The following is a 23,300-nucleotide window of genomic DNA, read 5'->3' as shown; positions in this document are numbered from 1 at the left end:
GATATCGAACATGATTTTAGTGCATTAAAGAGGGCAAGAATGTATGCTCCTGTGGGGACACCCCTTGATGAAATTATTCGTACTTATTGTGTCGCCTAGTGTCTCGTTCTTATTTGAAATAACTATAGCTTATAAGTTAGAGTGTAATGCTGAAGCGATCAAGATTATTAAGTCTTTAGATGTTGACGCTATTATCCCAGAAACTAAGGTTTACTGGTATGCAAGCTTCTGGGTTAATTGCGCTAAGAAGTTCGGACTAGATATTTATTGGATATCTCATCAACAAACTAAAATAAACCGTCAACAATATTTCAAGACTAAAAACAAGGATGACTATCTAGATGCGTTAACTATTGCCTTAACTTGTTTTGACAAATCGGGGTTAGATTATCTAGGTAATCCACCGATTTTAAACAACTATGATCATGACTCAATTGATTTATTACGACAGACTTTTCACGAGAGAGAACAACTCGACAAGAACAAAAATTCCTTAATTATAGCGGTTCTCGTATCTGTGCGGCACACTTAAACCTTTGCTGATTAAGTTGTTCAGGATCGGGAATGTACCTCTTGTGAATCAGAAACGCTATAATCAACTTAGACAGCGATTATGTTGTGAACACCCCGAAATTGCTCAAAGAGACTTTGATTATATTGAAGTTAACGGATGTAACCCAACTTTAGGACATATTGCCGGATTGAGAAATAACCCGCTAAAACCGAGATTATTAGCAAACTTAAGCATTCTTGGCTTAATACTCGCATTCATGGTTACTATGAGACTGAAAATGGTCACAGAATCGAGAGAAAGAAAGAATTACCCAGTTTTAAGGCACTGGGTAAGGATGGATTATGCCGGCTATTGTTTTACGAGACTAGACTTTTATATCAACTTTTAACGGACAATTTAGTAAAGTGATGATGTTGAACAATTAAGACAGAACAGGGGGCATGATGGAGAACATAATTACTCACACTACCTAAGAATAACTCTCCTAGACCCGATCTCCCACGCCGACCGATGACAATTAAATCAACATTTTCCTCTTGCGCCACTTTACAGACAGTTTTGGCGGCATGACCGTAAATTTGCCGGTATTCTCCCTTTACACCCATTTCTCCCGCCTGATTAGCTCTTTTTTGCAACATTGCCACCCCTTTCTGCTCAAATTCTTCCCATTGTTGCCGCCAAAAATCGAGAGTGAGATCATTACCCTGGGCGGGGTAAATATCGGCTAAATTGGGCGGAATCGGTAAAGGGCTATAATCTTCTTCAGGGGAAAGGACGTGCAGTAGTAGGAGGTTAGCTTCGTACTTACTGGCTAAGGATACAGCCTCCTTAAAAACACTATCCCCCATCTCGGACAAATCTATTGCTATCAAGATTTTTTGATACATTTTTCAGCCTCTGCAACCATGCCTTATTTAACGGAATCCGACGCTATTAGAAATGCGATCGATCACTTTTGTCATTTTCCCATTCTTTGGTTAGATACGGAAGTAGCCGATTACAATAGCAAGACTCCCCGTTTGTCTCTGATTCAAATTCTTGCTGATTCCACGGACTTGACGGGTGAGCGGGTGACAATTTTGGATGTTCTCGATCGACCGGGTCTTACTGACTATTTTATCACTAAAATCATGTTGGTTGACCGGATAGAAAAGGTTTTTCACAATGCTAGTTATGATTGTAAATTTTTGGGCGGTAAGGGCAAAGTTAAAAAAATTACCTGTACCCTAGAGTTAGCTAAAAAGGTTCCCTACTATATTGCTCCTTTACCCAATTATCAACTGAAAACCCTGGCTGAATGTCTTTGTCATTTTCCCGCTATTGATAAAAGTGAACAGGGGGGGAATTGGGGCAAAAGACCTTTAACCGTTGCCCAGCTAGAATATGCACAAAAAGATCCCGTATATACGGCCCAAATCCATCATCGTCTTTTGCAGCTTTCCCATTTAATTACTCCCGATCCCGCCAGTGAGAATCTGGAAAGATTAACTAATCGTTATTGGGAAATTTACCAGCAATGGAAGATTTTAGATACAGAAGTAGAACATCTTAAGGAACGTTTAAAGTCGGCAATTATCCAGCAAGAAGCTGCAGAGATTAACGGGTTTTCGGTCAGTTACCAAAATCGCACCAGCAAAAAAGTTAAACTGGCTGAATTAGCAAAAGTTGTCTATTTATCTGGCCAGGATAGCCAAATATCTCTCTCCTTAACTAATGATCTTCTCAAAGAATTGGGGGATTTAGCCCAAGGATTAACCATCGAGGAAACTCGCCAAAAAATCAGTCAATTGACCATCAAACAAAGTGAAGCTGACTTGACATGATTATAGCATAATTGAGCAGATAGGAGACAGGAGTCACGATACAAGCTAACCGAACATTTAAATTGCTTGTCGAGATTAGGCAAAAGACAAGAGGCAACAGTAAGCAGTTAAAATACGTCTTAGCTTAGAAGTCAAGAGATAAAATAAAGACTATTGCCAGAGGGGAAGATTGCCCGTCTCAACTGAGAAATTAATTTTGTCTAACTACTTAACATTGCCAGAATTGAGATACAATTAAACAGGGATGTTAATAGACAAATAATAGCTAGAAAAAATTGCTTGCGGGGATAATCTCAATGACTTTAAAGATCGCTTATCTGGGTCCAGTAGGAACCTATTCAGAAACAGCCGCTTTAGCCTATGCTAACAGTTTACCACCCCAGCCTCATCAATTAATACCCTATCCTAGCATTGCCCTGGCCCTGCGATCGGTTGTCCAAAATCAGGCCGATTTAGCAGTGGTTCCGGTGGAAAATTCCACCGAAGGAAGTGTGGTAATGACTCTTGATGCTTTATGGCAATTACCCAGGTTACAGATTCAGCAAGAATTAGTTTTACCGATTTCCCATGCACTTCTATCTCCCAGACAATCGCTAACAGAAATTAAAACCGTTTATTCCCATCCCCAAGCTTTAGCCCAATGTCAAAAATGGCTAGAAAATCATTTACCTACCGTGCCAATTATCCCGACCAATTCTACCACAGAAGCGATTCAACTTCTCGATCAAGAGGCTAATTCGGCCGCTATTGCTTCCCCCCGGGCGGCAAAACTCTATAATGTACCAATACTAATACAACCAATTAATGATTATCCTGATAATTGTACCCGTTTTTGGGTAATGGCTTTAACTTCCCATCGCCAAGGTGAGCGAATGTCCCTCGCTTTTCAAGTTTTAGATCAACCCGGAGCTTTAGTCAAACCCTTAGAAGTTTTTGCCAAACGTCAGCTTAATTTATCTCGAATCGAATCACGACCAACTAAACGATCTTTAGGGGAATACATATTTTTTATTGATCTAGAAATCAATCCAGATCAACAGCATTTAATCGCAGAAACCTTAGAAGAATTAACCAATTATACCGATGCGATCAAGGTTTTTGGTGCTTATCAGGTGGTTAATTTACCCGTAGAAAGTTTAGAGGAATTATAAACTAAGTTGCCCAGAAATTACAGTAGTTAAATAGAGATATAGCGCTTCTCACACCTGTGTGGCACAATTAACCCTTTGATAATTAAGCTTTTCAACATTGATAATGTACCTCTTGCGAACAGGAAACGCTATATTTTAGTTTTTGAGAGAGGGAGAGGAAAGAATCGACAAAGATGAGTTTTCCTCTGGGGTAGAATCAAGCTTTCTTTCCCCCACTAGAGGAAGAATAATTTCCACAGTTGTTCCTAAACCTTCACCTTGACTAGAGATAGTAATATCTCCCCCCATCATTTTCATCAAATTCTTAGAAATAGCCAATCCTAAACCCGTACCGCTAAATTTTCTAGTTGTGGAACCATCAATCATCACAAAAGGTCGGAATAATTTTGATTGCTGCTGGGGGTCTATACCGATTCCTGTATCGATTATAGTAATAATAGCCTGTGAATGTTCTGAGTGAGTTATTAAAGAAATTGCGCCTCTATCAGTAAATTTAATTGAGTTAGAAATAACATTCAAGATTACCTGTTTAAATTTAGTGGAATCAGCATAAACTATCGGTTTCTCTGGACAGAAAAGTAGATTAAACTTTAAGTGCTTATGTTGCAGCGATCCTGTTTGTAAATTAATAACTTCATTGATAATTTGGTGTAAATCTACTGGTTCAGGGTTAACGGAAAGTTTGCCCGCTTCTATTTTAGCAATACTGAGAATATCATCAATAATTTCCAAAAGATGTACGGCTGCATTATCCGCTTGTTGCAGATATTCTTTTTCCTCCTCCTCACTATTACAAAATCCATCCATAACGCAACGAATTGAGCCAATAATACCATTAAGAGGGGTGCGTAATTCGTGGGAAGTATTCGCCAAAAATTGGTTTTTTAATTGATTAGCATTTTCCGCTTCTTGCCAACTCTTAACTATTTCCTCTCCCCCAAGGCGTAAACGTTCGAGCATTTCCTCTAGGGCCGAGGCTAACTGATTAATTTCTCGAATATTAAAGTTTTGTGGTCTAATCTTTTGCGAAGGAATTTTCTGAATATTTAAGGCATAATCTCGCAGTTTTTCTAAAGGTCTAGCCAAATCCCTGGCTATCAGTATAATAGCTAGTAAATAGGCTAATAATAAACCAGAAATCAGATAAAAAATTGCCTCCCAAATTTGTTTTAGAGGAGCGAGAGCTTGAGGGAGGGGACTAATGGCTAAAACTACCCATTTTGGGGATGATTCTCCCGTAACCGGACTGGGGAGGGAACTATAACCGGCGACTAATTCTTTGCCATCTTTCTCGAAAGAAAATAAATGGAGAAATCTCTGTTGACCTCTAACAGCATTACTGATGATCAGATTGAGACGTTCAGCATCAGCTTCTTGACTGATATGCCTACCAATGCGATTAAAATAGGGATGAGCGAGAATAATACCATTTTCAGAAATAACCACGGGATAACCCGATAAAGAACCGGGTAAAACCTTCTCACCGTAAAGGAGAGAAGCTTGCAGAATTAGACTAGATTGTAATTGTCCTTGATGATCGTAGACGGGAACGGCAAAAACCAATTCTAATTGACGATTATTATCGGGAGATTTGGTTAAAAGTTGTCGGGGTAAACTTCTTACTAAAATATTTTGGATATTACCAGCAAAGCTAGTCGGTTTCTCTGTCCATCTTTCTAGAGGTAAAACTTTGATAATTTCTGGTTCACAGGCTCGATTTAATAAAGGTTTCTTGGTTTTAATATCAATTAATTCCACACAGTTAATCTGATTAGGAAGCTGCGCCGTGAATTGTTGTAAAAAAGCTTCTTTTTCGGCTAAGGTTCCCTGTTTTAAAACCAGACTTTCGCCCGCAGTGATAAGATTAGCCTGTAAAAATTGAATTGATTGCTTAATATTATCTGCTTTTCTGATGGCACTTTCGGTGAGATTTTGACGGGCCGTTTCCAAAAAAGCCGATCGCGCCTTACGATAGGTGACATAAACTCCCATTAGTAGTACAGGTACACTGACTAGGAGTAAGCGAGAGAGCAGAATACGACGAAAGGACGATTGACCGATAGGCATAGGCAGAAATTGGTTGGATTCTTGCTATCAAACTCTAGACTATACTAGCCTATTCACCAATCGGACTCAGTGATATCACTCATCATTTGCCATGAATCTTCCTCACACCACCGTTATTTTAGCCATGAGTGCCGATGGTAAAATTGCCGACGCTTACCAGTCAGCGGCCAGATTTGCCTCTGCCACCGATAAAATGCGTCTAGAACAACATTTATCGCGCATGGATGCCGCTTTATTCGGTGCTAACACCCTGCGCGCTTATCACACCAGTCTTCCTATCCGTCATCCCGATTTTCTCGCATACCGTCAACAACGGGGATTATCCCCGCAACCGATACAGATCGTTTGTTCTCATTCAGGCCAGCTTGATCCCCGGATGAAATTTTTTCAGCAGCCTTTCCCTCGCTGGTTAATCACGGCAGTGGAAAAAGTGGCAGCATGGGAAAATCGGGGTTTATTTGAGCTTGTCTTAGTCTGCGGTGATTGGAAAGCTATTTTTAGGCAATTTACCGCCCTAGGTATCAAAAAACTGGCGATTCTGGGAGGAGGTGAATTAATTGCCTCTCTTTTAGCTGAAGATTTAATCGATGAAATCCATCTAACCATTTGTCCTTTGCTGTTAGGAGGCAATAAAGCGGCAACTCCCCTGAGAGGAACTGGATTTATGGCTGATTCTGCCAGAAAATTACGACTTTTGAGCGTGGAAACCGTGGAAGAAGAAATTTTCCTACATTATTCCCTTGAACGAGATTCCCACAAATCTCAAAACTAGATTACCTTAAATAAAAAGGTTGACTTATCTTGTCCCATGGTAGAACAGCTTAAACCCCAATATTCTGTCGCTTGGATTGATAAAATGAGTGAGATTCCCCAACAAAAATGGGATGCTCTCGCTCAACCCCTAACTACTCCCTTTCTAGAGTGGCAATGGTTACATAATATTGAAACTTCCGGCAGTGCCACGGGACGCACAGGGTGGCAACCCGCTCATCTCACAGTTTGGCGCAGTACTGAGTTAATTGCCGCCGCCCCTTTGTATATTAAAAGTCATAGTTACGGTGAATTTGTCTTTGACCACCAATGGGCGGATCTTTCCCATCGTTTAGGGATTAGATACTATCCAAAACTGTTAGGAATGACCCCTTTTACTCCGGCGGTGGGTTATCGTTTTTTAATTGCTCCGGGGGAAAATGAACTGGAGATTACTGCTTTAATGATAGGGGCGATCGATCATTTTTGTGACCAAAATCATCTGTCGGGTTGTCATTTTCTTTTTGTGGATCCCCAATGGCGAATTTTCATGGAAAATTTTGGCTTTACTCCCTGGTTACACCATAGTTATATTTGGAATAACAAAGGTTTTCAAAGTTTTGAAGACTATCTGACTGTTTTTAATGCTAATCAACGCCGCAATATTAAACGGGAACGTAAAGCTGTGACTAATGCGGGGTTAATTATTAAAACTCTGGCCGCCGAAGAAATTCCCCATCATTTATTCCCGTTAATTTATCGGTTTTATAGCAGTACCTGTGATAAATTTTACTGGGGAAGTAAATACCTGACACAGAAATTTTTTGAACAATTATATCCGAATTATCGTCAGCGAGTGGTTTTGATTACTGCCTACCAAAATGAAAAAGATACTAAACCGGTGGGTTTATCTTTTTGTATTCGCAAAGATACTAATCTTTATGGTCGTTACTGGGGCAGTTTTCAGGAGTACGACTGTTTACATTTTGAAGCTTGTTACTATCAACCGATCGATTGGGCAATTAGTCAAGGTATTACCATGTTTGACCCCGGCGCGGGAGGACAACATAAAAAAAGACGGGGTTTTCCTGCCACTGCTAATCATAGTTTACACCGTTTTTATCATGGCAAAATGACTCAAATTCTCCGCAATTATATCGATGAAATTAATCAAATGGAACAGGAAGAAATTGATGCAATCAATCAAGATTTACCCTTTTCTAAGAGAGAAATTGAGTTTAACGAGTAATTTAGATATGGTTTGTACCTGGGTGCAATCAACTATGAATACGAGGTTCTGGGTGCAGATTGGCTAAAATCTCACTTTCGATCGCCGCTAGGGTTTCTAAACGTTGCTCGATCACTGTCCGTTCAAAATAATCCGCTGCTAATAGCCAATAAATACCATAATGACGGGCTTCGGAAGCCATTAAACCGCGATAAAATTGAGCTAATTGAGGATCGGGACAATATTCTCCCAATAAACCCAATCTTTCGTGGGAACGCGCCTCGATTAAAGCTGATATTAACAGAGAATCCAAAAGGCGATCGGGTTCTTGGTGACGAATCTGGGCCTTTAATTTAGCACCATAAGGGGGAGAATTTAAGGGAGCGAGGGGAATTCCCCATTTATCTAACCATTGATTTACCTGTTCAAAATGTTCTAATTCCTCTTGTGCGATCGCTGTTAATTTCCGCACGAGGGAAGCGTAGGAAGGATAACGAAACATGAGATTTAAGGCCACTCCTGCCGCTTTTCGCTCACAATGGGAATGATCAAGCAGAATAATCCCTAAATTATTAATTGCCTGTTCTATCCAATCCTCAGAGGTGGCACTGACTAATAAATTAATCTTTCCCATCGTCGCTGATTCCAATTTGCTGCATCTTTCACCCTAACCCAAAAAGTCAAATATATGCCGAAAAAAGCAGACTTTGCCATTCTAAAAGTACAGGAATCGGGATGTTAAGATGACGGGGATCCTCTAGGGGTAGGGAAAGTTCGATCGCTTCAGTAACGGGTAGCTGCGGTAAGATATCCTGCATCTCGTATTGACCGACGTTAGCTGCTGGTGATTTTTCGGCAAAAGCATCCTTAGCCGCTAAAATTTCGCCTTTAGCCGTCGTTATCGTCAATCTTTCTCCATGCAGAAACTCAATCCTTTCAGGAAATCCCACCAAGCGCAAACTAATTTCTAGGGTTTCCCCATCCTTAATTCGTTTGAACAACACCACCTGCCAAGGACTACCTGTATCATCGCGCAAACTATGACGGGATTGATACAACAGCTGCCCTGGCCCTTCTAGCTGTTGTCGAGTTAGAGCTAGTGCAGACAAGGAAACATCAATCTCAAAGCTGATAAACAGCAAAAAACTCACGAGAACACAAAATAATAATAGAAATCGTTTCATAACTTTATTGACATAACAGATAAAATATGATGGCAACTTTGTCCCTTTAGCCAAGCTAATGCAATTGTATGGCCATATAGTTATACTAGCATACTGTTTAAAAGGGATAGGAGAGTGGGCAGCACCAAAGCTAGGTCGGGGAAGTTTGAGCATTTGTACTAAAATTTCCAATATGCAGTTTAAATGCAGTACAGCTGATCAAAAACTAAGGACACGGCTTCTGTGATAGCCTAGATGATCGGTGAAGCATAAACACGGCCAATCAATCAGATGGATTTTTTACTGGAAGTCGGTACAGAAGAACTACCCGCAGATTTTGTCGATAGCGCAATCGCACAATTGCAGGAAAGAGTTAGCAAGAGTTTAGAGACGGAATCTCTGGACGCTACTGCTATTCAAGTTTACGCAACCCCGCGCCGTTTGGCCGTGTTAATCACAGGATTACCGAGGAAGCAAGAAGCTCGCAGAGAGGAGATCAAAGGACCGCCAGTTAGTGCAGCCTACAAAAATGGCAAAATTACCCCCGCGGGTGAGGGTTTTGCTCGAAAACAGGGAGTTAGCACCGACGCTTTCTCCATTCGTGCCACAGACAAAGGAGAATTTGTCTATATTGAAAAAACGATTCCAGGTCGTCCAACAGCCGAGATTTTAACTGAATTAATTCCCCAATGGATTACCCGTTTGGAAGGAAGACGTTTTATGCGTTGGGGAGACGGCGATTTAAGATTTCCCCGGCCAATTCGTTGGTTATTAACTTTAGTTGATGGGGAAGTTTTACCCCTAGAATTAATTAATGGCTCTACTACTTTAACCAGCGATCGCTTAACTTTTGGTCATCGCATTCTACACCCGCAATCCCTAGCCATTAGTCATCCCCAAGCATATTTAACCAGTTTGCGATCGATTTTTGTGGAAGCGGATCCGCAAGTGCGTCAACAGATAATTACTGATCAGATTACCACCCTGGCTAAAAAACTCCAGGTAGTGGCAGAAATTCCCGCAGATTTATTAGCGGAAGTGACCAACTTAGTCGAATATCCCACGGCAATTGTTGGCAAATTTGACGATGAATTTCTGGAATTACCCCCAGAAGTAATTATTACCGTGATGGTGACACACCAGCGTTATTTCCCAGTCAAAACTCTCCAGGGTTTGTCACCCTATTTTATTACTATTTCCAATGGCGATCCCCAGAAATCTGAGATTATTTCCGCAGGAAATGAAAGGGTTATCCGCGCACGATTAGCCGATGCCAGATTTTTCTATACTGCCGATTGTGATGAACCCTTAGATAGTTTTCTTCCCCAACTGGAAACCGTCACGTTCCAAGAAGAATTGGGAACCATGCGCGATAAAGTCGATCGGATTATGGAAATTGCCCAGATGATCGTCGAACAGTTAAATCTCGATGAACAAAGTCGTAGTGATATAGAGTCCACTGCCATGCTTTGTAAAGCGGATTTAGTTACCCAAATGGTCTATGAATTTCCCGAATTACAGGGAGTAATGGCCGAAAAATATGCTTTAATTAGTGGTGAATCGGCTGTAGTTGCCCGGGGCATTTTTGAACATTATCTGCCTCGCAATGCCGGGGATATACTCCCAGAAACAATCACCGGTCAAGTGGTGGGAATTGCCGATCGATTGGATACTTTAGTCGGTATTTTTGGACTGGGAATGCTGCCCACAGGTTCCTCAGATCCCTTTGCTCTACGTCGCGCTGCCAATGCAATAATTAGTATTATATGGTCTGCCAATTTTAATATCAATCTTTTGGCGTTAATTGAGCAAATAGCTAAGGATTTTATTACCTGTCATCCCGATAAAATTAACCCAGTCAATCTGATTAAAGATTTCTTTTTACAACGTCTGCAAACTCTCTTAATTGATGATTTGAGGATAGATTATGATCTCGTTAATGCAGTTTTAGGGGAAAACGATCCGGAGTATAAGTCTCGCGCTTTAGAAAATTTATTAGATACCCGTGAACGCGCCCGCTTTTTATGCCAAATTCGTCAGGATGGTCAGTTAGCCAACATCTATGAAACCGTCAATCGCTCGACTCGTTTGGCACAAAAAGGAGATTTAGATACAACTACCCTAGAAATCAAGGGAATCATCGATAGGGAGTTATTTGAACAATCCTCAGAACAAGCATTTTATGACGCTTTAATTGCCCTAATTCCCGAAACTATTAGCGCAAGAGAGCAAAGAGATTATCAGCGTCTTGTCACTGCTTTAACGGCAATTTCTCCCGTGGTGGCTGAATTTTTTGACGGCGAAAATAGTGTGTTAGTCATGGCCGAAAAAGAATCTGTCCGTCGCAATCGTTTAAATCTTTTGGGTTTACTGCGAAATCACGCCCGAGTCCTGGCAGATTTTGGCGCAATTGTCAAGGGATAATTCAGTTATAGCGGTAAGCGCTTGAGTGAGATACAAACCAAGCTTTGCCTAGCATGGTTTATAGCTCGTGACACTGTACCTCATACGACTGCACACCGCTATATCAGCTTTTTAGCCATCAGGAGACAGGAGACGGCCTTTTTCTCCCCACTTCCCCACACCTCACACCCCCACTGAATAACTGCTCACTGATAACTGAAATGGCCGATTCCGAACTACAGCAACAGATCCAAAGATTACATCGACTGACGGTATGGGGTCGTTGGTTATTCGTGTTTGGTTGTTGGTTAGCGATTGGTTCGGTTAGTTTATGGGTTTTACGCGATGATATAGCCTTAATGCGGCAGTATTTTACTTGGACAGCCCTAAGATATGCTTTAGCTTTCAATTACTGGCCTTCTATCGGTCTAGCCTTTTGTGTTGCCATTACAGGAGCAGTATTAGTCTGGCAAAGTCGCAATATTATTTTAGGACTTTCCCCCAGAGAAAAACTGCGCTTAGAGCAAAGGGTGCAGAAAATTCGGGACAAAGGGCCGCATCATCCCCTCTGGCGCTGGATACTAAAAAGCAGGAAAAAAGACTTACAATAATAGAGCTTTGCTGAAAGCTGACGGCTAGAATCTCCACTAGATATAATTCTTTACCCAACAACTATTGACTTTTGAATCCACTTATGACCGTGACTCCCCAAGCTCCTCCGAAAACTCGCCGCGTGGTTTTTCCCTTCACCGCTATTGTCGGCCAGGAAGAAATGAAATTAGCCCTAATGCTCAACGTTATCGACCCCAAAATTGGCGGGGTGATGATTATGGGGGATCGAGGTACGGGAAAATCGACCACAATTAGGGCTTTAGCCGACCTTTTACCAGAAATTGACGTAGTTGCTAACGATCCCTTTAATTCTGACCCCAGTGATCCCGATTTAATGAGCGATGAGGTGCGGCAAAGGGTGGACGAGTCCATCCCCTTGACCGTTGCCAAGAAAAAAGTCACTATGGTAGATCTGCCCCTCGGTGCCACGGAGGATCGGGTCTGTGGCACGATTGACATCGAAAAGGCCCTGTCAGAAGGGGTAAAAGCTTTTGAACCAGGATTGCTGGCCAAAGCTAACCGCGGCATTCTCTATGTGGATGAAGTCAATTTACTTGACGATCACCTCGTCGATGTGCTATTGGATTCGGCCGCTAGTGGTTGGAATACGGTGGAACGGGAAGGAATTTCCATCCGTCACCCGGCCCGGTTTGTTTTGGTGGGATCGGGCAACCCAGAAGAGGGAGAATTGCGCCCACAACTGCTTGATCGCTTTGGAATGCACGCGGAGATTCACACCGTTAAAGAACCCCCTCTACGGGTCAAAATCGTGGAACAGCGTGCGGAATTTGATGGCAATCCTCTCTCGTTTTTAGAGAAATACAACTTAGAACAGGAAGAACTGCAAAGAAAGCTCGTGGAAGCCCAGAATCTTTTGCCTGCCGTTGAGCTTGATTATGATCTGCGGGTGAAAATTTCCGAGGTTTGTTCCGAGTTAGACGTGGATGGATTGCGCGGCGATATCGTTACCAATCGTGCCGCTAAAGCTCTGGCTGCGTTGGAAGGACGGACAACTGTGACGGTAGATGATATCCGTCGAGTAATTGTTCTCTGTTTACGTCATCGTTTGCGGAAAGATCCCCTAGAATCGATCGATTCTGGTTATAAAGTCTTGAAAGCTTTTAATCGCGTCTTTGGATTAGAGGAAAATTCCTAAACCTAATTCACCCTCTCCCCGAAGAGAGGGTTTTTTAATAGTCAAAAGTGATGAAAGCATTATTTTGACATCTAACTGGGAGAATTTTAATCGCTTTTTTCCTTTTACTTAGATATCAAAGCGTTTATCGTAAAGATCAAGTATGATCTGACAGGGCATCGTCTCGGAGTATCTCGACTCCCCAAAAGGAAAACTTCGTATCTGACCATTAAGATAACTACTATATGTCTCGTCCTGTTGTTTATTTTGCCGTTACTAATCATGGTTTTGGCCATGCCGTCCGCAGTGCTTCGGTGGTAGCTAATATTATTGAACTTAATCCCGAAATTTTGCCGATATTAGTCACCACGGCCCCGCGCTGGTTATTAGATTCCTACATATCCGGAGAATATATTCAAAGACATCGGGGGTTTGATGTGGGGGTAATCCAATCGGATAGTTTAACGATGGATAAATTAGCTACCAAAGAAAAATTAGAACACATAATTGCTCAGTCAAGGTCAATTATTGCCAGTGAAGTTAATTTTATTAAAACTAATCGTGTGGGTTTAGTTGTAGCCGATTTACCGCCTTTAGCGGCACTAATTGCCAAAAGTGCGGGGCTTCCTTGTTGGATGATCGGTAACTTCGGCTGGGATTTTATCTATCGTGATTGGGGTGAAGAATTTGCCAGTATTAGTGATTGGATTAGTGGTTGTTATAATCAATGTGATCGCTTGTTTAAACTACCTTTAGCGGAGGCAATGACAGCATTTTCTCACGTTACAGAAGCAAATTTAACTGGGGGTACACCTCGCTACAGTGAAGAACAATTGCGACAGGAATTTAAGCTAAATGCCCCCAAAGAAAAAACTATTTTATTGAGTTTTGGTGGGTTAGGATTAGAGGCAATTCCATATAATAACCTCGCCAGTTTTCCCGATTGGCAATTTATCACTTTTGAAAAAAACGCGCCCGAACTGCCCAATTTAATCCGCTTACAGGATAAACCAGATCGGAGCTATCGTCCTGTGGATTTTATGCCCCTGTGCGATCGAATTATTTCCAAACCGGGATATAGTACCTTTGCCGAGGCTTTAAAATTAGAGGTTCCGATTGTTTCCCTGACGCGAGAAGGTTTCGCCGAATCAGCGATTTTATTGGCTGGAATCCAAGATTATAGTTATCATCAAATTATTAGCAGTGAAGAATTTTTTCAAGGTAATTGGGACTTTTTACGGCAAGCCCCCCAACCGCCAAGATTAAAGGTTAAACTGGCTAAAGATGGTGCAGAATCGATAGCGAGAGCTATCGTAGAATACTTTGAGAAGCAATAAAAATGATTAACTTAGCCAATTTAACCTCGGATTATTAGCGGTGAATTTAGTTATCGGTCAGCCGTCCCTAGTTTATTTAACAAAGTCCTAGAAATCAGCCAAATTACCGCCCTATTTTTTGACACCTACATTCAGGATAATCAGGGCAGTATCAGCCTCGAAATCGTCAAAAACACCGATAACCCCCGGGTAAAGTTGACGGCGAACCTGAGCAGAGAACTAGGGAGACAGAAACAAGATCGGGCAGAAAGCCGATACTTGTTACAATAGTTTACAAATCACCCTGCCCCGTCACCGAACTATGTCCGAACAGATGATCTCCCCAGAGACGCAAACCGAAGAAGCGATTACCGTTGAAGTGCAGCCCGTGCATATTCCCGAAGAGCATCGGGAAGATATCGGCCCCATGGATGACAACGTAGCCGAGAGTTGGCGCTACAATCCCCAAGTTATTAACGACTATTACCGTCGGCGACCTCTAGAAGTTGTGGGGAGATTAATCGAAATTGCCCTGCCGGTTTTATCCTTTGTCATCGGTATCTGGTGGGATAAACTGCGGGGAAAATCGCCTAAAAATGAAATTAGACGGGCCGTACAATTGCGGGAAATGTTGACCAAATTGGGACCGACCTATATTAAGATCGGTCAAGCTCTGTCTACCCGGCCTGATTTAGTACCGCCTTTATATTTAGAAGAATTAACCACTCTCCAGGATCAAATTCCCTCTTTTCCTAACGAAATTGCCTATCGTTTTATCGAAGAAGAATTAGGTTATTCTCCTGAAGAAATTTATGCAGAATTATCCCCCAATCCCATAGCGGCTGCTTCCCTAGGACAAGTTTATAAAGGTAAATTAAAAACCGGAGAGAGAGTCGCCGTTAAAGTACAGCGTCCCGATTTGATTCGCTGTATAACTTTAGATGTGTATATCATGCGTAGTTTGGCGAGTTGGGCGAAAATTAATGTTAAAAGACTTCGCTCCGATTTAGTGGCAATTACCGACGAATTAGCTGGTCGTATTTTTGAAGAAATTAATTATCTTCACGAAGGACAAAACGCCGAAAAATTCGCTCAACTTTATGGTCATATTGACGAAATTTACGTCCCCAAAATCTACTGGAAATATACCGGCCGACGGGTTTTAACCATGGAGTGGGTGGACGGCACAAAATTAACTAATATCAAAGAAATTCAGTCCCAGGGTATTGATGCCACCCACTTAGTTAATGTGGGGGTGCAGTGTTCTTTGCGTCAATTACTTGAACACGGATTTTTCCATGCGGATCCCCATCCGGGTAATTTATTAGCAACTCCCGACGGTAAATTAGCTTATCTTGATTTCGGCATGATGAGCAATATTGAACCCTATCAACGCTACGGTTTAATCGAAGCGGTGGTGCATTTAGTCAACCGGGATTTTGAGTCTTTGGCCAAGGATTACGTTAAGTTAGACTTCCTATCACCAACTACCAATTTAGAGCCAATTGTTCCCGCTTTTTCGGAAGTTTTCGGTAATGCTTTAGGGGCGAGTGTGGCAGAATTAAACTTTAAAAGTATCACCGATAAAATGTCGGCGATGATGTACGAGTTTCCCTTTCGAGTCCCTGCCTATTATGCCCTAATTATTCGCTCAATGGTGACTTTAGAGGGAATAGCGATTGGCATCGATCCTAATTTTAAGGTACTGAGTAAAGCCTATCCTTATATTGCTAAACGTCTGCTCACCGATCCTTCCACGGAGTTGCGCGATTCCCTGCGAGATTTATTGTTTAAAGACGGTACTTTTCGCTGGAATCGTTTAGAAAATCTCCTGCGGAATGCTAAAGACTCTAATGATTTTAACTTCGAGAAAGTCACCGATCAAGCGTTAGATTTTCTCCTTTCAGACAGGGGTATATTTATCCGAGAAAAATTAGTTAATGAGTTAGTCAATGCGCTCGATAACTTCGGTCGTCGCACTTGGTTTAATCTCACGGTTAATTTCCGGGAACAGGTGGGTTTAGCTGTGCAAGAAACTCCCCCAGAATTGTTAGGTGATGCTAAGACTTTTGACCATCTTCGCAACATCTTTAGTATTTTACAGGAAACCAAAGGATTCGATGCCATGGCTATGGTGCCAGTGATGACTAAACTAATCGCTAAACCGGAAACCCAACTGATGGGACAAAAAATTGCTGAAGGTTTGCTACAAAAATCCCTAGCGCGTTTAATTCGTTACTTAGTTCTCGAATTTGATAGACCAAATCATCAGCAAAATGGAGAATTATCGAAAGCTTTACCCGCTGCTGATTAACCTCTATCTGGAGTTCCACCGACGGCTCAAAATCTGAGCATTTCCGACAATAAATGCCGTGAAATAAATTTCACGGCTACGAGAAAAACGCTAAACTGTTTTCAAAGTTTTTTTATCCCAGCCGGTTAACGAGGTTTAAAGGTGACTTGTAAACCGTCCCGGGGGTGGAGAGTGGGGATAGATGTGAGGGTCAGATCTTGATTGGGGAGTAATTGCCAATCATATTTTTCTACTAAACGGACGGCTAAGATTTTCATCTCTAAACGAGCGAATTCCTTGCCGATACATTCGCGCAATCCCGCACCAAAGGGGATATATCCGTAGAGTTTTTCGTCGGCTAAAAAGCGATCGGGATCAAAGGTTTCAGGATGGGAATAAATATTATTATCTTTATGGGTATTGCTGATTTGATACTGCACTATCCATCCTTTCGGCAAATGATAACCGTTAAGTTGACAGTCTTCTATTACCCGACGGAATCCTCCTCCCACGGGGGGAGTAAAACGTAAAACTTCTTTTAAAACGCGATCTAAATAGGTCATCTGTTTGAGGGTATCGACGCTTAAAGGAGTGGATAGGTCAAAATTAGTTATTTCCTCCAAGACAAGCTGAAAAATATTGGGATGCAGTGCCATTTGTAGGCAGAAAGTGGCGATAGCGGAGGTTAAAGTTTCATGACCAGCAAAGAGTAATAATAGCACTTGATCCTTTAATTCCGCTAAGGATAAACTTTGACCGTTTTCGTCTTTAGCTTGTAAAAGGATAGCAAGAGCATCCTGGCCTAAGTCATCATTTTTTTGTCTTTCTAAAACGATAGTTTCGATCGCTTGCAGTAATTCTTCTCGACAGCGTAATGCTTTCCCAAAAGCTGTCCAGGGAAGGGGAAGGGGAATGGTAAATAGTCCCGCACACCAAGTATCAAAAGCTTCCCCTAATTTGGTAGCAGAACCCTGGTCAAGACCGACAAATAATTTACAGGCGATATCGAGAGTATAGTTCCTTAATTCAGGATACCATGACAGGGTTTTTGCGGTTTGCCAACGCTCTAAATAGCGAGCGGTAATTGTTTCTACCGTAGGGATATAACTTGCTAGGGCCCGGGGTTGAAAAGCTTGATAGATTAAACGACGACGGGAAGCGTGGACATCTCCCGTATGCACCGCTAAAGATGCGCTGCCTAGTAGAGTTTTGGTACTTTTAGGCCAAGTTGCCGCAAAGTATTTATTCTCGTTGCTGAGAAGAAACCGGTTAGCTTCGGCACCGGATAAAATAATCGTGGGACTGCCAAAAATATGAGTACGGAAAAGTTGACCATATTTATTATGACGTTTACTAGCAAAATCCCCATCGGTCAAAAAAGCGATTGTTTCTCCTAATAGAGGTAATCCGAAACTGCCGGGGGGTAAGGGTAAATCGTTGCTTATAGTCATCGCTGCCTCTAGGGTAAAACTAATCAGTTGCCGTCGATTAACCCTGTTTATTCTAACCTAAAGTGCTGGAGAATTCATCCCGTAATCTAGCCCGGTAATTAGCGATCGCACTTGACCAAGGCAAGTATCTAGGCAAAATTAATTACAAATCTCACCAGTCATTCAATAGTAAGAATTGCCGCCAATTGACATTTTTAAGATCACCGCCATAATTAGCCATTGCTAATAGTGATTCGCGGCAAACGATGCTTAAAACCGCAGAGAATTTCCCAAGATATTGTACCTAAATCCCGCGCCCAATCGTCGGCGGTAATGCACTGTGGTCCGTCTTTACCGATAAGTGTGACGATTTCCCCTGTTTTTACCTCTGGAATCTCGCTCACGTCAATCATTAACTGATCCATGGTTATCGCGCCGATTTGGGGTACTAAACGTCCTCTCAGGGATACTTTTAAACGATTGGAGAGATTGCGGGGAATTCCATCGGCGTAACCGATACCGACCACAGCAATACGGGTGTCTTTTGCGGCTATGTACTGATGACCATAACTCACTCCCGAGCCAGCGGCAATGGTTTTGACTTGGGCAATGCGCGCTTTTACTTGTAGCACCGGTTGCAAAGGGACTTTATCGATGAGATGATCGGCGGGATAAAGACCGTAGAGAGCTAATCCCACTCTAACTCGATCGTAGTGCAGAGATCGATCGCTTAGGGTAGCGGCAGAGTTGGCTAAATGCAGACAGGGGGGATGATAACCTTTTGATCTTAACTCGGCGATCGCTTGTTGGAATCTTTGCCGTTGTAACTGCATGATTTCGGGATTGGGATCGTCAGCCGTGGCAAAATGGGAGTATATACTGGCAATTTTCAGGTTAGGAGCCTCTAAAACCTGTTCGACGAATTTTGTGCCGTTTTGCCATGGTGTACCTAAGCGAGACATCCCCGTATCTAGTTTGATATGAACTGGCAGCCGCTGCTCTAAGCGTCTCATAACGGCGGCAAAAATTCGCACCTGTTCGATTTGCACCAGGGTGGGTTGCAATTGCCAATGGGCTAAGGCTGCCACTTCTTCTGGGGTATTGACTGCCCCTAAAATCATAATTGGGGCAACGATTCCCGCTTCCCGTAGTTCGATACCTTCACCGATAGTCGCGATGGCTAAAGATTGCGCCCCAGCTTCTAAAACGCTGTTAGCCACCTTAACTGCCCCGTGTCCGTAAGCATCGGCTTTAATTACCGCCATTAATTCCGTTTTTGAGCCTAATAAGGCCTTGACTTTTCGCACGTTTTGTTGTAGTGCTGATCGATCAATCTCTACCCAAGCACGATAGCGAATTACTTCCGACAATTGATAATCATGACGGTTTTTGGGCGGATTGATAATTTTTGGTTCGATGCTAAACGTCACTCGCTCACTCCTTTGCACACATAACCCAATTTATACCAAAAGAAAACCGAGAGGGCTAGGAAAAAAGCCTGAAACTCCTCTGGATTTCCCCCTTTTTCCCTGTGGAATATGGGCTTTAAGATTGATGGAATGTTAGGAAGTTCCCGAAAAAATTGGCAGTTAGGGTTATAAAGGCTAGAAACTAAGTACATAAAAGCTTTTAGCTTAACCAATTAGGTTTTAGATTCGATCGAGTGACAAGAAAGTGGCGAAGTTTTCACCTAACACTATCTCAGTGGTTGGACAGAAGTGAAGTTAACTATAGGGTAAGGACTGGGCTCTTCTGGTTTCTGTGTGGAAACGAGGTCTATACTGATAGTTTATTTAAAAAAATAGTCCTAAAAGTGTTTTCCAGTAAACATTTCACGATTTCATAAGCAAAAATTATCACACAAAGTCGAGAAGAGCCAGGAATGCCAAAAAGCCTAGACTTAAGATAAAATTATATCCAACTGGATACAGTATAGGAGTTTACCAAGTGTCTAACGAAACTGTTACTTATTCCCTTGATGTCGTCCTTAAAGAAATTAAAGACAGTATCAAGGAAGTTAGTCAAAAATTCGATAAGATTGATGAGCGCTTGACAAAAGTAGAAATAGGAATAGCCGATCTCAAAGGGGATATTAAAGTGTTAGGCGAGAAAATCGAAGGCATCGACAATCGGCTAAAATCAGTGGAAGGAACCCAAAAAAATCAGGTCTGGACATTAATCATCCTTTTGGGGAGTGCCATTATTACGGCCGCTTGGAAAGTATTTTTTTCCAGTAATATCTGAGTTCTCCAATCCTCAACAAGACCACAGTTAACCCAACACAGTTGACCAGATTTTCTAATTGCTTACTTGCCAATACAAAAACGGCTAAAAATGCGATCAAGTACCGATTCCGTCACTTCTTCGCCAGTAATTTCTCCTAAAGCTTGAATGGCAGTACGCAGATCGATCGACCAAAAATCAAAAGGTAAATCTTGGTCAATTGTTTTTTTGACCTGTTGCAAAGCAATTTTCGCCCTAGTTAAAGCTGCCGCCTGTCGTTGATTAATGGCTAAATCCAAATTAGCCGCCTGTAGTTCTTGATTTTGGACAGCATTAATAATAGTTTTTTCTAAGTCTTCAATACCCTGATTTTGAGCGGCCGAAAGCTTGACAACTCGCTCAATTTCTGCTGGGTAAATTACCGTTTCTGGATTAACCAAATCAATTTTATTAATCACTAAAATTAATCGGCGATCGCTGACAGAGCGATAAATTTCCTCGTCCTCCTCGGTCCATCCTGACTCTGCGGAAACGGTTAAGAGAACTAAATCAGCAGACTGGGCCGTTTGACGGGAACGTTCCACCCCAATTTGTTCGACTCGATCACTGGCCGAGCGAATTCCTGCCGTATCGAGGATTTGTAGGGGGATTCCCGCCACAACTAGCTGAGATTCGACGATATCGCGGGTAGTACCGGGTAAATCGGTGACAATCGCTCGATCGCTCCGACTCCAAGCATTTAACAAACTGGATTTACCCACATTCGGCCGCCCCACAATCGCCACTTTCAGACCACTACGCAGCAATTCCCCGCGCTCGGCGGTAGCCAAAATTAAATTTACTTGACAAAAAACCTGTTTTATGCTATGGAGAACCGCTGCGTGATCCAAGGGCGGTAAATCCTCTTCAAAGTCAATACGGGCCTCAATTTCAGCCAAAATATCGAGACAGGTGGCGCGCAAATGGCGGATCGGTTGCGCGAGTTTCCCCTGTAACCCAGCGAGGGCAAATTGTGCCGCTTGGGGAGAACGCGCCCCAACGAGATCGACGACGCTTTCGGCTTGAGTTAGGTCAATTCTGCCGTTAAGAAAGGCACGCAGGCTAAATTCCCCCGCTTGGGCCAAACGCGCCCCATTTTCTAGACATAACTGTAACACCTGTTGTACGGGCATAATGCCGCCATGACAGTGAAATTCCACCACATCCTCGCGGGTGAAAGAGCGGGGTGCCAACATGAGCAACAGCAAAGCTTCATCGATAATTGCTTGACTTTGGGGGTGCCGGATATAACCGTAGAGAAGACGATGACTTTCCCATTTTTGACGATTGCGGGTATGGAAAAGCTGACGAGCGATCGCCACTGCCTCACTACCAGATAAACGGACAATACCGATACTACCCTGTTCCGGAACGATCGCCGTAGCGATGGCGGCGATCGTATCACCTGTATTTAACATCTCTTAATCACTCCTTGCTAAAATTGAAGTCGGTATCAATTTTGTCAGCATTTATGCCCGAAAATATGCGCTCACGGTCATTAAAAGCGAGAAAAAGCCGCAAATATTCGAGTAATCGCTTACTGGGATTTTTGCGCTATTGGTATATTCGCTTAATGCGATTACAAGGACATCCTAGGGAAATTGCCATGGGTTTTGCCTTGGGAGTTTTTTCGGGATTTTTCCCGTGGATGGGCCTTCAAATCATCATCGCTATCTTTTTAGCCACCCTATTTCGTGCCAACAAAATTGCCGCTGCTGCTGGTACTTATATCAGCAATCCCGTGACCGATCTGCCGATTTTCCTGTTTAATTATAGATTAGGAGAGTTTATTCTTGGTCAAAGCGGGCGCTCGAATCTGGGCGACATGTTTCAAACTAATCAAAGCTTCACCGAAAAGTTAGCTAGTTCTGGCGGCCAATTTCTTTTGACCCTGTTTTTTGGTTGCTTACTATCAGCGACGGTATTTGCTACGATAACCTATTTTGTTAGCTATCGCCTAGTTCATCAACGGCATCACCGGCGACAAACAGGGAGAAAACGCCGATAAATTGTCACCGTTCAGGGGGGGACGAAATCTGGTAATCTAAGAGGCATAGATGAGAAGCACCTACGGTTGATACCAGGAATTGGTGCAGAGGAGGTAGCCCTGTTAATTCATGACCGAAGCGATTTGCGCCTGTAGGAAAGGCAGTTCTTCTCCTTCTCTGCTGCCCCAGCAGAGTCCTTCCACAGAGTCAATGCTACTGGCGGCTTGACATCCCCCCCCTGAACGGTTATGAAATAAGGCTTTCAATTAAAAGTTCAAGTTTGTGCTGTATTCGTTCAAGTTTTTTTGATTGCAACTCGTTATAATCTGTTTGATTTTTATATTGCTCTCGTTGAGTTTGAATTTGTGCTTCAATTTTATTAAAAGTTTTATTTTCAAATTCCTGAATTTGCTCATCTAACTGAGATTTCATTGCTTCAGCAATATTTTCAAACTCTTTTATAATAGAATTTTGAGCATCTCTTAATTCTTGGGCTTGTTTCTCTTGTTGTAATACTTCTGATGCATCAATGGCCATTCCAACAAGGGCAAATATAGGCCCTGCAAATTTAGCAAATTTTCCGAAATTACCAGCAAGTTTTACAGCTTGCCAAGGTTTGAATTTAAAACCAATAAATTCACCAGCTTTCAGAATAGATTGGTGCAGTGGACTACCTGCTACGTTTATTAAGGATTCAGGGTTGCCAACCACAAGGAATTGACGAGTGGCATTTTGAGTGATTTTCATTCCCACTTTTTCAGCGAGATATGTCAGGAATTGTACGTGCATTGACAGATTCTTAAAGTTAAACCCCTTAGACAAGAATTTTGTGTTAATATCAGCATTAGAATCCAACATGGCTACGAAGTCCACAATTATCTGACTGCTCAATACTTCTCTAATCTCTTCTTCTAAGGATTGAACAGAACTTATGGTTAAAGACTGTAATTGTTCTTCCAAATTATTCCAAATTTCCTGAAGCTCAATTTCGATTTGCTCTTGACGTTGGTTAAATTTAGCTTCTTTTTTAAATTTAATTAGGGTTTGCTGAAAAAGTCGCTCAAAGAATTATGCTATTGAGTGCCAATAATTTGTCGCCCAAGTGATAAGTTTTACTTGAGTAAAATCACTTTTAACATAATTTTTATTAAAGCGTTGCCGACAT

20 protein-coding genes and 1 pseudogene are annotated in these 23,300 nt (G+C 42.2%); 13 read left to right on the top strand and 8 right to left on the bottom strand.

Annotation, left to right across the window (positions count from 1 at the left end):
• A pseudogene (locus MiAbW_RS17260) lies at nt 1–99 on the top strand (IS630 family transposase); the annotation flags it as partial.
• Nucleotides 89–532: a hypothetical protein gene (locus tag MiAbW_RS20270; RefSeq protein ID WP_238707330.1), complete on the top strand. Its 444-nt coding sequence runs from the start codon at nt 89–91 to the stop codon at nt 530–532. The pseudogene MiAbW_RS17260 and the gene MiAbW_RS20270, both read left to right, overlap by 11 nt.
• Before the next feature lie 359 nt (nt 533–891).
• Here MiAbW_RS20270 and MiAbW_RS17250 read toward each other — a convergent pair whose 3' ends face one another.
• On the bottom strand, nt 892–1,401 hold the full coding sequence (locus MiAbW_RS17250; protein ID WP_151697111.1) for a universal stress protein: 510 nt from the start codon (nt 1,399–1,401) through the stop codon (nt 892–894).
• A gap of 18 nt (nt 1,402–1,419) precedes the next feature.
• On the opposite strand from MiAbW_RS17250, the gene MiAbW_RS17245 reads away from it, so the two are divergent.
• A complete protein-coding gene (locus MiAbW_RS17245) occupies nt 1,420–2,337 on the top strand; it encodes a ribonuclease D (RefSeq protein WP_151697110.1) in 918 nt (305 codons plus the stop codon).
• 296 nt (nt 2,338–2,633) lie between these two features.
• The gene (gene pheA / locus MiAbW_RS17240; RefSeq protein ID WP_151697109.1) at nt 2,634–3,488 is read left to right on the top strand and encodes a prephenate dehydratase; all 855 of its coding nucleotides are present in this window, start codon (nt 2,634–2,636) and stop codon (nt 3,486–3,488) included.
• 135 nt (nt 3,489–3,623) lie between these two features.
• Here the strand turns inward: pheA and MiAbW_RS17235 are convergent, their stop codons facing one another.
• Nucleotides 3,624–5,555 (bottom strand): sensor histidine kinase, encoded by a 1,932-nt coding sequence (locus MiAbW_RS17235; protein WP_151697108.1) that lies wholly within the window; start codon nt 5,553–5,555, stop codon nt 3,624–3,626.
• A 91-nt stretch (nt 5,556–5,646) separates the two neighbouring features.
• Between MiAbW_RS17235 and MiAbW_RS17230 the strand changes: the two genes are divergently transcribed.
• Nucleotides 5,647–6,327 carry a RibD family protein gene (locus tag MiAbW_RS17230; RefSeq protein ID WP_151697107.1) on the top strand — a complete coding sequence of 227 codons (681 nt, stop codon included), beginning with the start codon at nt 5,647–5,649 and terminating at the stop codon, nt 6,325–6,327.
• Nucleotides 6,328–6,363: 36 nt separating this feature from the next.
• Nucleotides 6,364–7,554, top strand: a complete 1,191-nt coding sequence (locus tag MiAbW_RS17225) for a GNAT family N-acetyltransferase (protein WP_151697106.1) — start codon at nt 6,364–6,366, stop codon at nt 7,552–7,554.
• A 28-nt stretch (nt 7,555–7,582) separates the two neighbouring features.
• On the opposite strand, the gene MiAbW_RS17220 is transcribed toward MiAbW_RS17225, so the two are convergent.
• On the bottom strand, nt 7,583–8,167 hold the full coding sequence (locus MiAbW_RS17220; RefSeq protein WP_151697105.1) for a tRNA-(ms[2]io[6]A)-hydroxylase: 585 nt from the start codon (nt 8,165–8,167) through the stop codon (nt 7,583–7,585).
• Nucleotides 8,168–8,213: 46 nt separating this feature from the next.
• On the bottom strand, nt 8,214–8,717 hold the full coding sequence (locus tag MiAbW_RS17215; RefSeq protein WP_172967392.1) for a DUF3122 domain-containing protein: 504 nt from the start codon (nt 8,715–8,717) through the stop codon (nt 8,214–8,216).
• Between the two features lie 270 nt (nt 8,718–8,987).
• Here MiAbW_RS17215 and glyS point away from each other — a divergent pair, with 270 nt between their 5' ends.
• The 5 genes from glyS to MiAbW_RS17190 all read left to right on the top strand — a co-directional run bounded on the left by glyS (nt 8,988) and on the right by MiAbW_RS17190 (nt 16,476).
• Nucleotides 8,988–11,120 carry a glycine--tRNA ligase subunit beta gene (glyS, locus tag MiAbW_RS17210; RefSeq protein ID WP_151697103.1) on the top strand — a complete coding sequence of 711 codons (2,133 nt, stop codon included), beginning with the start codon at nt 8,988–8,990 and terminating at the stop codon, nt 11,118–11,120.
• Nucleotides 11,121–11,320: 200 nt separating this feature from the next.
• The gene (locus MiAbW_RS17205) at nt 11,321–11,710 is read left to right on the top strand and encodes a hypothetical protein (RefSeq protein WP_151697102.1); all 390 of its coding nucleotides are present in this window, start codon (nt 11,321–11,323) and stop codon (nt 11,708–11,710) included.
• 83 nt (nt 11,711–11,793) lie between these two features.
• Complete coding sequence (gene bchI / locus MiAbW_RS17200) at nt 11,794–12,867, top strand: magnesium chelatase ATPase subunit I (protein ID WP_151697101.1); 1,074 nt, start codon at nt 11,794–11,796, stop codon at nt 12,865–12,867.
• A gap of 224 nt (nt 12,868–13,091) precedes the next feature.
• The gene (locus MiAbW_RS17195) at nt 13,092–14,183 is read left to right on the top strand and encodes a glycosyl transferase (protein WP_151697100.1); all 1,092 of its coding nucleotides are present in this window, start codon (nt 13,092–13,094) and stop codon (nt 14,181–14,183) included.
• Between the two features lie 301 nt (nt 14,184–14,484).
• The gene (locus tag MiAbW_RS17190) at nt 14,485–16,476 is read left to right on the top strand and encodes an ABC1 kinase family protein (RefSeq protein WP_151697099.1); all 1,992 of its coding nucleotides are present in this window, start codon (nt 14,485–14,487) and stop codon (nt 16,474–16,476) included.
• Between the two features lie 125 nt (nt 16,477–16,601).
• Here the strand turns inward: MiAbW_RS17190 and MiAbW_RS17185 are convergent, their stop codons facing one another.
• Nucleotides 16,602–17,906, bottom strand: coding sequence for a cytochrome P450 (locus tag MiAbW_RS17185; RefSeq protein WP_151697098.1), 1,305 nt, complete (start codon nt 17,904–17,906; stop codon nt 16,602–16,604).
• A 212-nt stretch (nt 17,907–18,118) separates the two neighbouring features.
• Complete coding sequence (gene alr, locus MiAbW_RS17180; protein WP_151697097.1) at nt 18,119–19,315, bottom strand: alanine racemase; 1,197 nt, start codon at nt 19,313–19,315, stop codon at nt 18,119–18,121.
• A 517-nt stretch (nt 19,316–19,832) separates the two neighbouring features.
• Here alr and MiAbW_RS17175 point away from each other — a divergent pair.
• Nucleotides 19,833–20,129 (top strand): polyhydroxyalkanoate biosynthesis repressor PhaR, encoded by a 297-nt coding sequence (locus MiAbW_RS17175; RefSeq protein ID WP_151697096.1) that lies wholly within the window; start codon nt 19,833–19,835, stop codon nt 20,127–20,129.
• A 62-nt stretch (nt 20,130–20,191) separates the two neighbouring features.
• Here MiAbW_RS17175 and mnmE read toward each other — a convergent pair whose 3' ends face one another.
• Entirely contained in the window at nt 20,192–21,565 is a 1,374-nt protein-coding gene (mnmE, locus tag MiAbW_RS17170; protein ID WP_151697095.1) for a tRNA uridine-5-carboxymethylaminomethyl(34) synthesis GTPase MnmE, read from the bottom strand.
• A 53-nt stretch (nt 21,566–21,618) separates the two neighbouring features.
• On the opposite strand from mnmE, the gene MiAbW_RS17165 reads away from it, so the two are divergent.
• Nucleotides 21,619–22,155, top strand: a complete 537-nt coding sequence (locus tag MiAbW_RS17165; protein ID WP_151697094.1) for a DUF2062 domain-containing protein — start codon at nt 21,619–21,621, stop codon at nt 22,153–22,155.
• Between the two features lie 226 nt (nt 22,156–22,381).
• Here the strand turns inward: MiAbW_RS17165 and MiAbW_RS17160 are convergent, their stop codons facing one another.
• Entirely contained in the window at nt 22,382–23,095 is a 714-nt protein-coding gene (locus MiAbW_RS17160; RefSeq protein ID WP_151697093.1) for a LeoA/HP0731 family dynamin-like GTPase, read from the bottom strand.
• Nucleotides 23,096–23,300 lie beyond the last annotated feature (205 nt).

The sequence above is a fragment of the Microcystis aeruginosa NIES-4325 genome (assembly GCF_008974145.1).
Lineage (GTDB): Bacteria > Cyanobacteriota > Cyanobacteriia > Cyanobacteriales > Microcystaceae > Microcystis > Microcystis aeruginosa_G.
The sequence above is the reverse complement of the archived record's forward strand: the minus strand, read 5'-3'. Positions and strand labels throughout refer to the sequence as shown.

Excerpts from the sequence above, each read along its gene's own strand:
- MiAbW_RS17230 (WP_151697107.1), top strand. The coding sequence starts at position 5,647 with ATGAATCTTCCTCACACCACCGTTATTTTAGCCATGAGTGCCGATGGT.
- glyS (WP_151697103.1), top strand. The coding sequence starts at position 8,988 with ATGGATTTTTTACTGGAAGTCGGTACAGAAGAACTACCCGCAGATTTT.
- MiAbW_RS17250 (WP_151697111.1), bottom strand. The coding sequence starts at position 1,401 with ATGTATCAAAAAATCTTGATAGCAATAGATTTGTCCGAGATGGGGGAT.
- MiAbW_RS17225 (WP_151697106.1), top strand. The coding sequence starts at position 6,364 with ATGGTAGAACAGCTTAAACCCCAATATTCTGTCGCTTGGATTGATAAA.
- pheA (WP_151697109.1), top strand. The coding sequence starts at position 2,634 with ATGACTTTAAAGATCGCTTATCTGGGTCCAGTAGGAACCTATTCAGAA.
- MiAbW_RS17205 (WP_151697102.1), top strand. The coding sequence starts at position 11,321 with ATGGCCGATTCCGAACTACAGCAACAGATCCAAAGATTACATCGACTG.
- MiAbW_RS17195 (WP_151697100.1), top strand. The coding sequence starts at position 13,092 with ATGTCTCGTCCTGTTGTTTATTTTGCCGTTACTAATCATGGTTTTGGC.
- MiAbW_RS17215 (WP_172967392.1), bottom strand. The coding sequence starts at position 8,717 with ATGAAACGATTTCTATTATTATTTTGTGTTCTCGTGAGTTTTTTGCTG.
- bchI (WP_151697101.1), top strand. The coding sequence starts at position 11,794 with ATGACCGTGACTCCCCAAGCTCCTCCGAAAACTCGCCGCGTGGTTTTT.
- MiAbW_RS17235 (WP_151697108.1), bottom strand. The coding sequence starts at position 5,555 with ATGCCTATCGGTCAATCGTCCTTTCGTCGTATTCTGCTCTCTCGCTTA.
- MiAbW_RS17165 (WP_151697094.1), top strand. The coding sequence starts at position 21,619 with ATGCCCGAAAATATGCGCTCACGGTCATTAAAAGCGAGAAAAAGCCGC.
- MiAbW_RS17245 (WP_151697110.1), top strand. The coding sequence starts at position 1,420 with ATGCCTTATTTAACGGAATCCGACGCTATTAGAAATGCGATCGATCAC.
- MiAbW_RS17220 (WP_151697105.1), bottom strand. The coding sequence starts at position 8,167 with ATGGGAAAGATTAATTTATTAGTCAGTGCCACCTCTGAGGATTGGATA.
- MiAbW_RS17190 (WP_151697099.1), top strand. The coding sequence starts at position 14,485 with ATGTCCGAACAGATGATCTCCCCAGAGACGCAAACCGAAGAAGCGATT.
- MiAbW_RS17185 (WP_151697098.1), bottom strand. The coding sequence starts at position 17,906 with ATGACTATAAGCAACGATTTACCCTTACCCCCCGGCAGTTTCGGATTA.
- mnmE (WP_151697095.1), bottom strand. The coding sequence starts at position 21,565 with ATGTTAAATACAGGTGATACGATCGCCGCCATCGCTACGGCGATCGTT.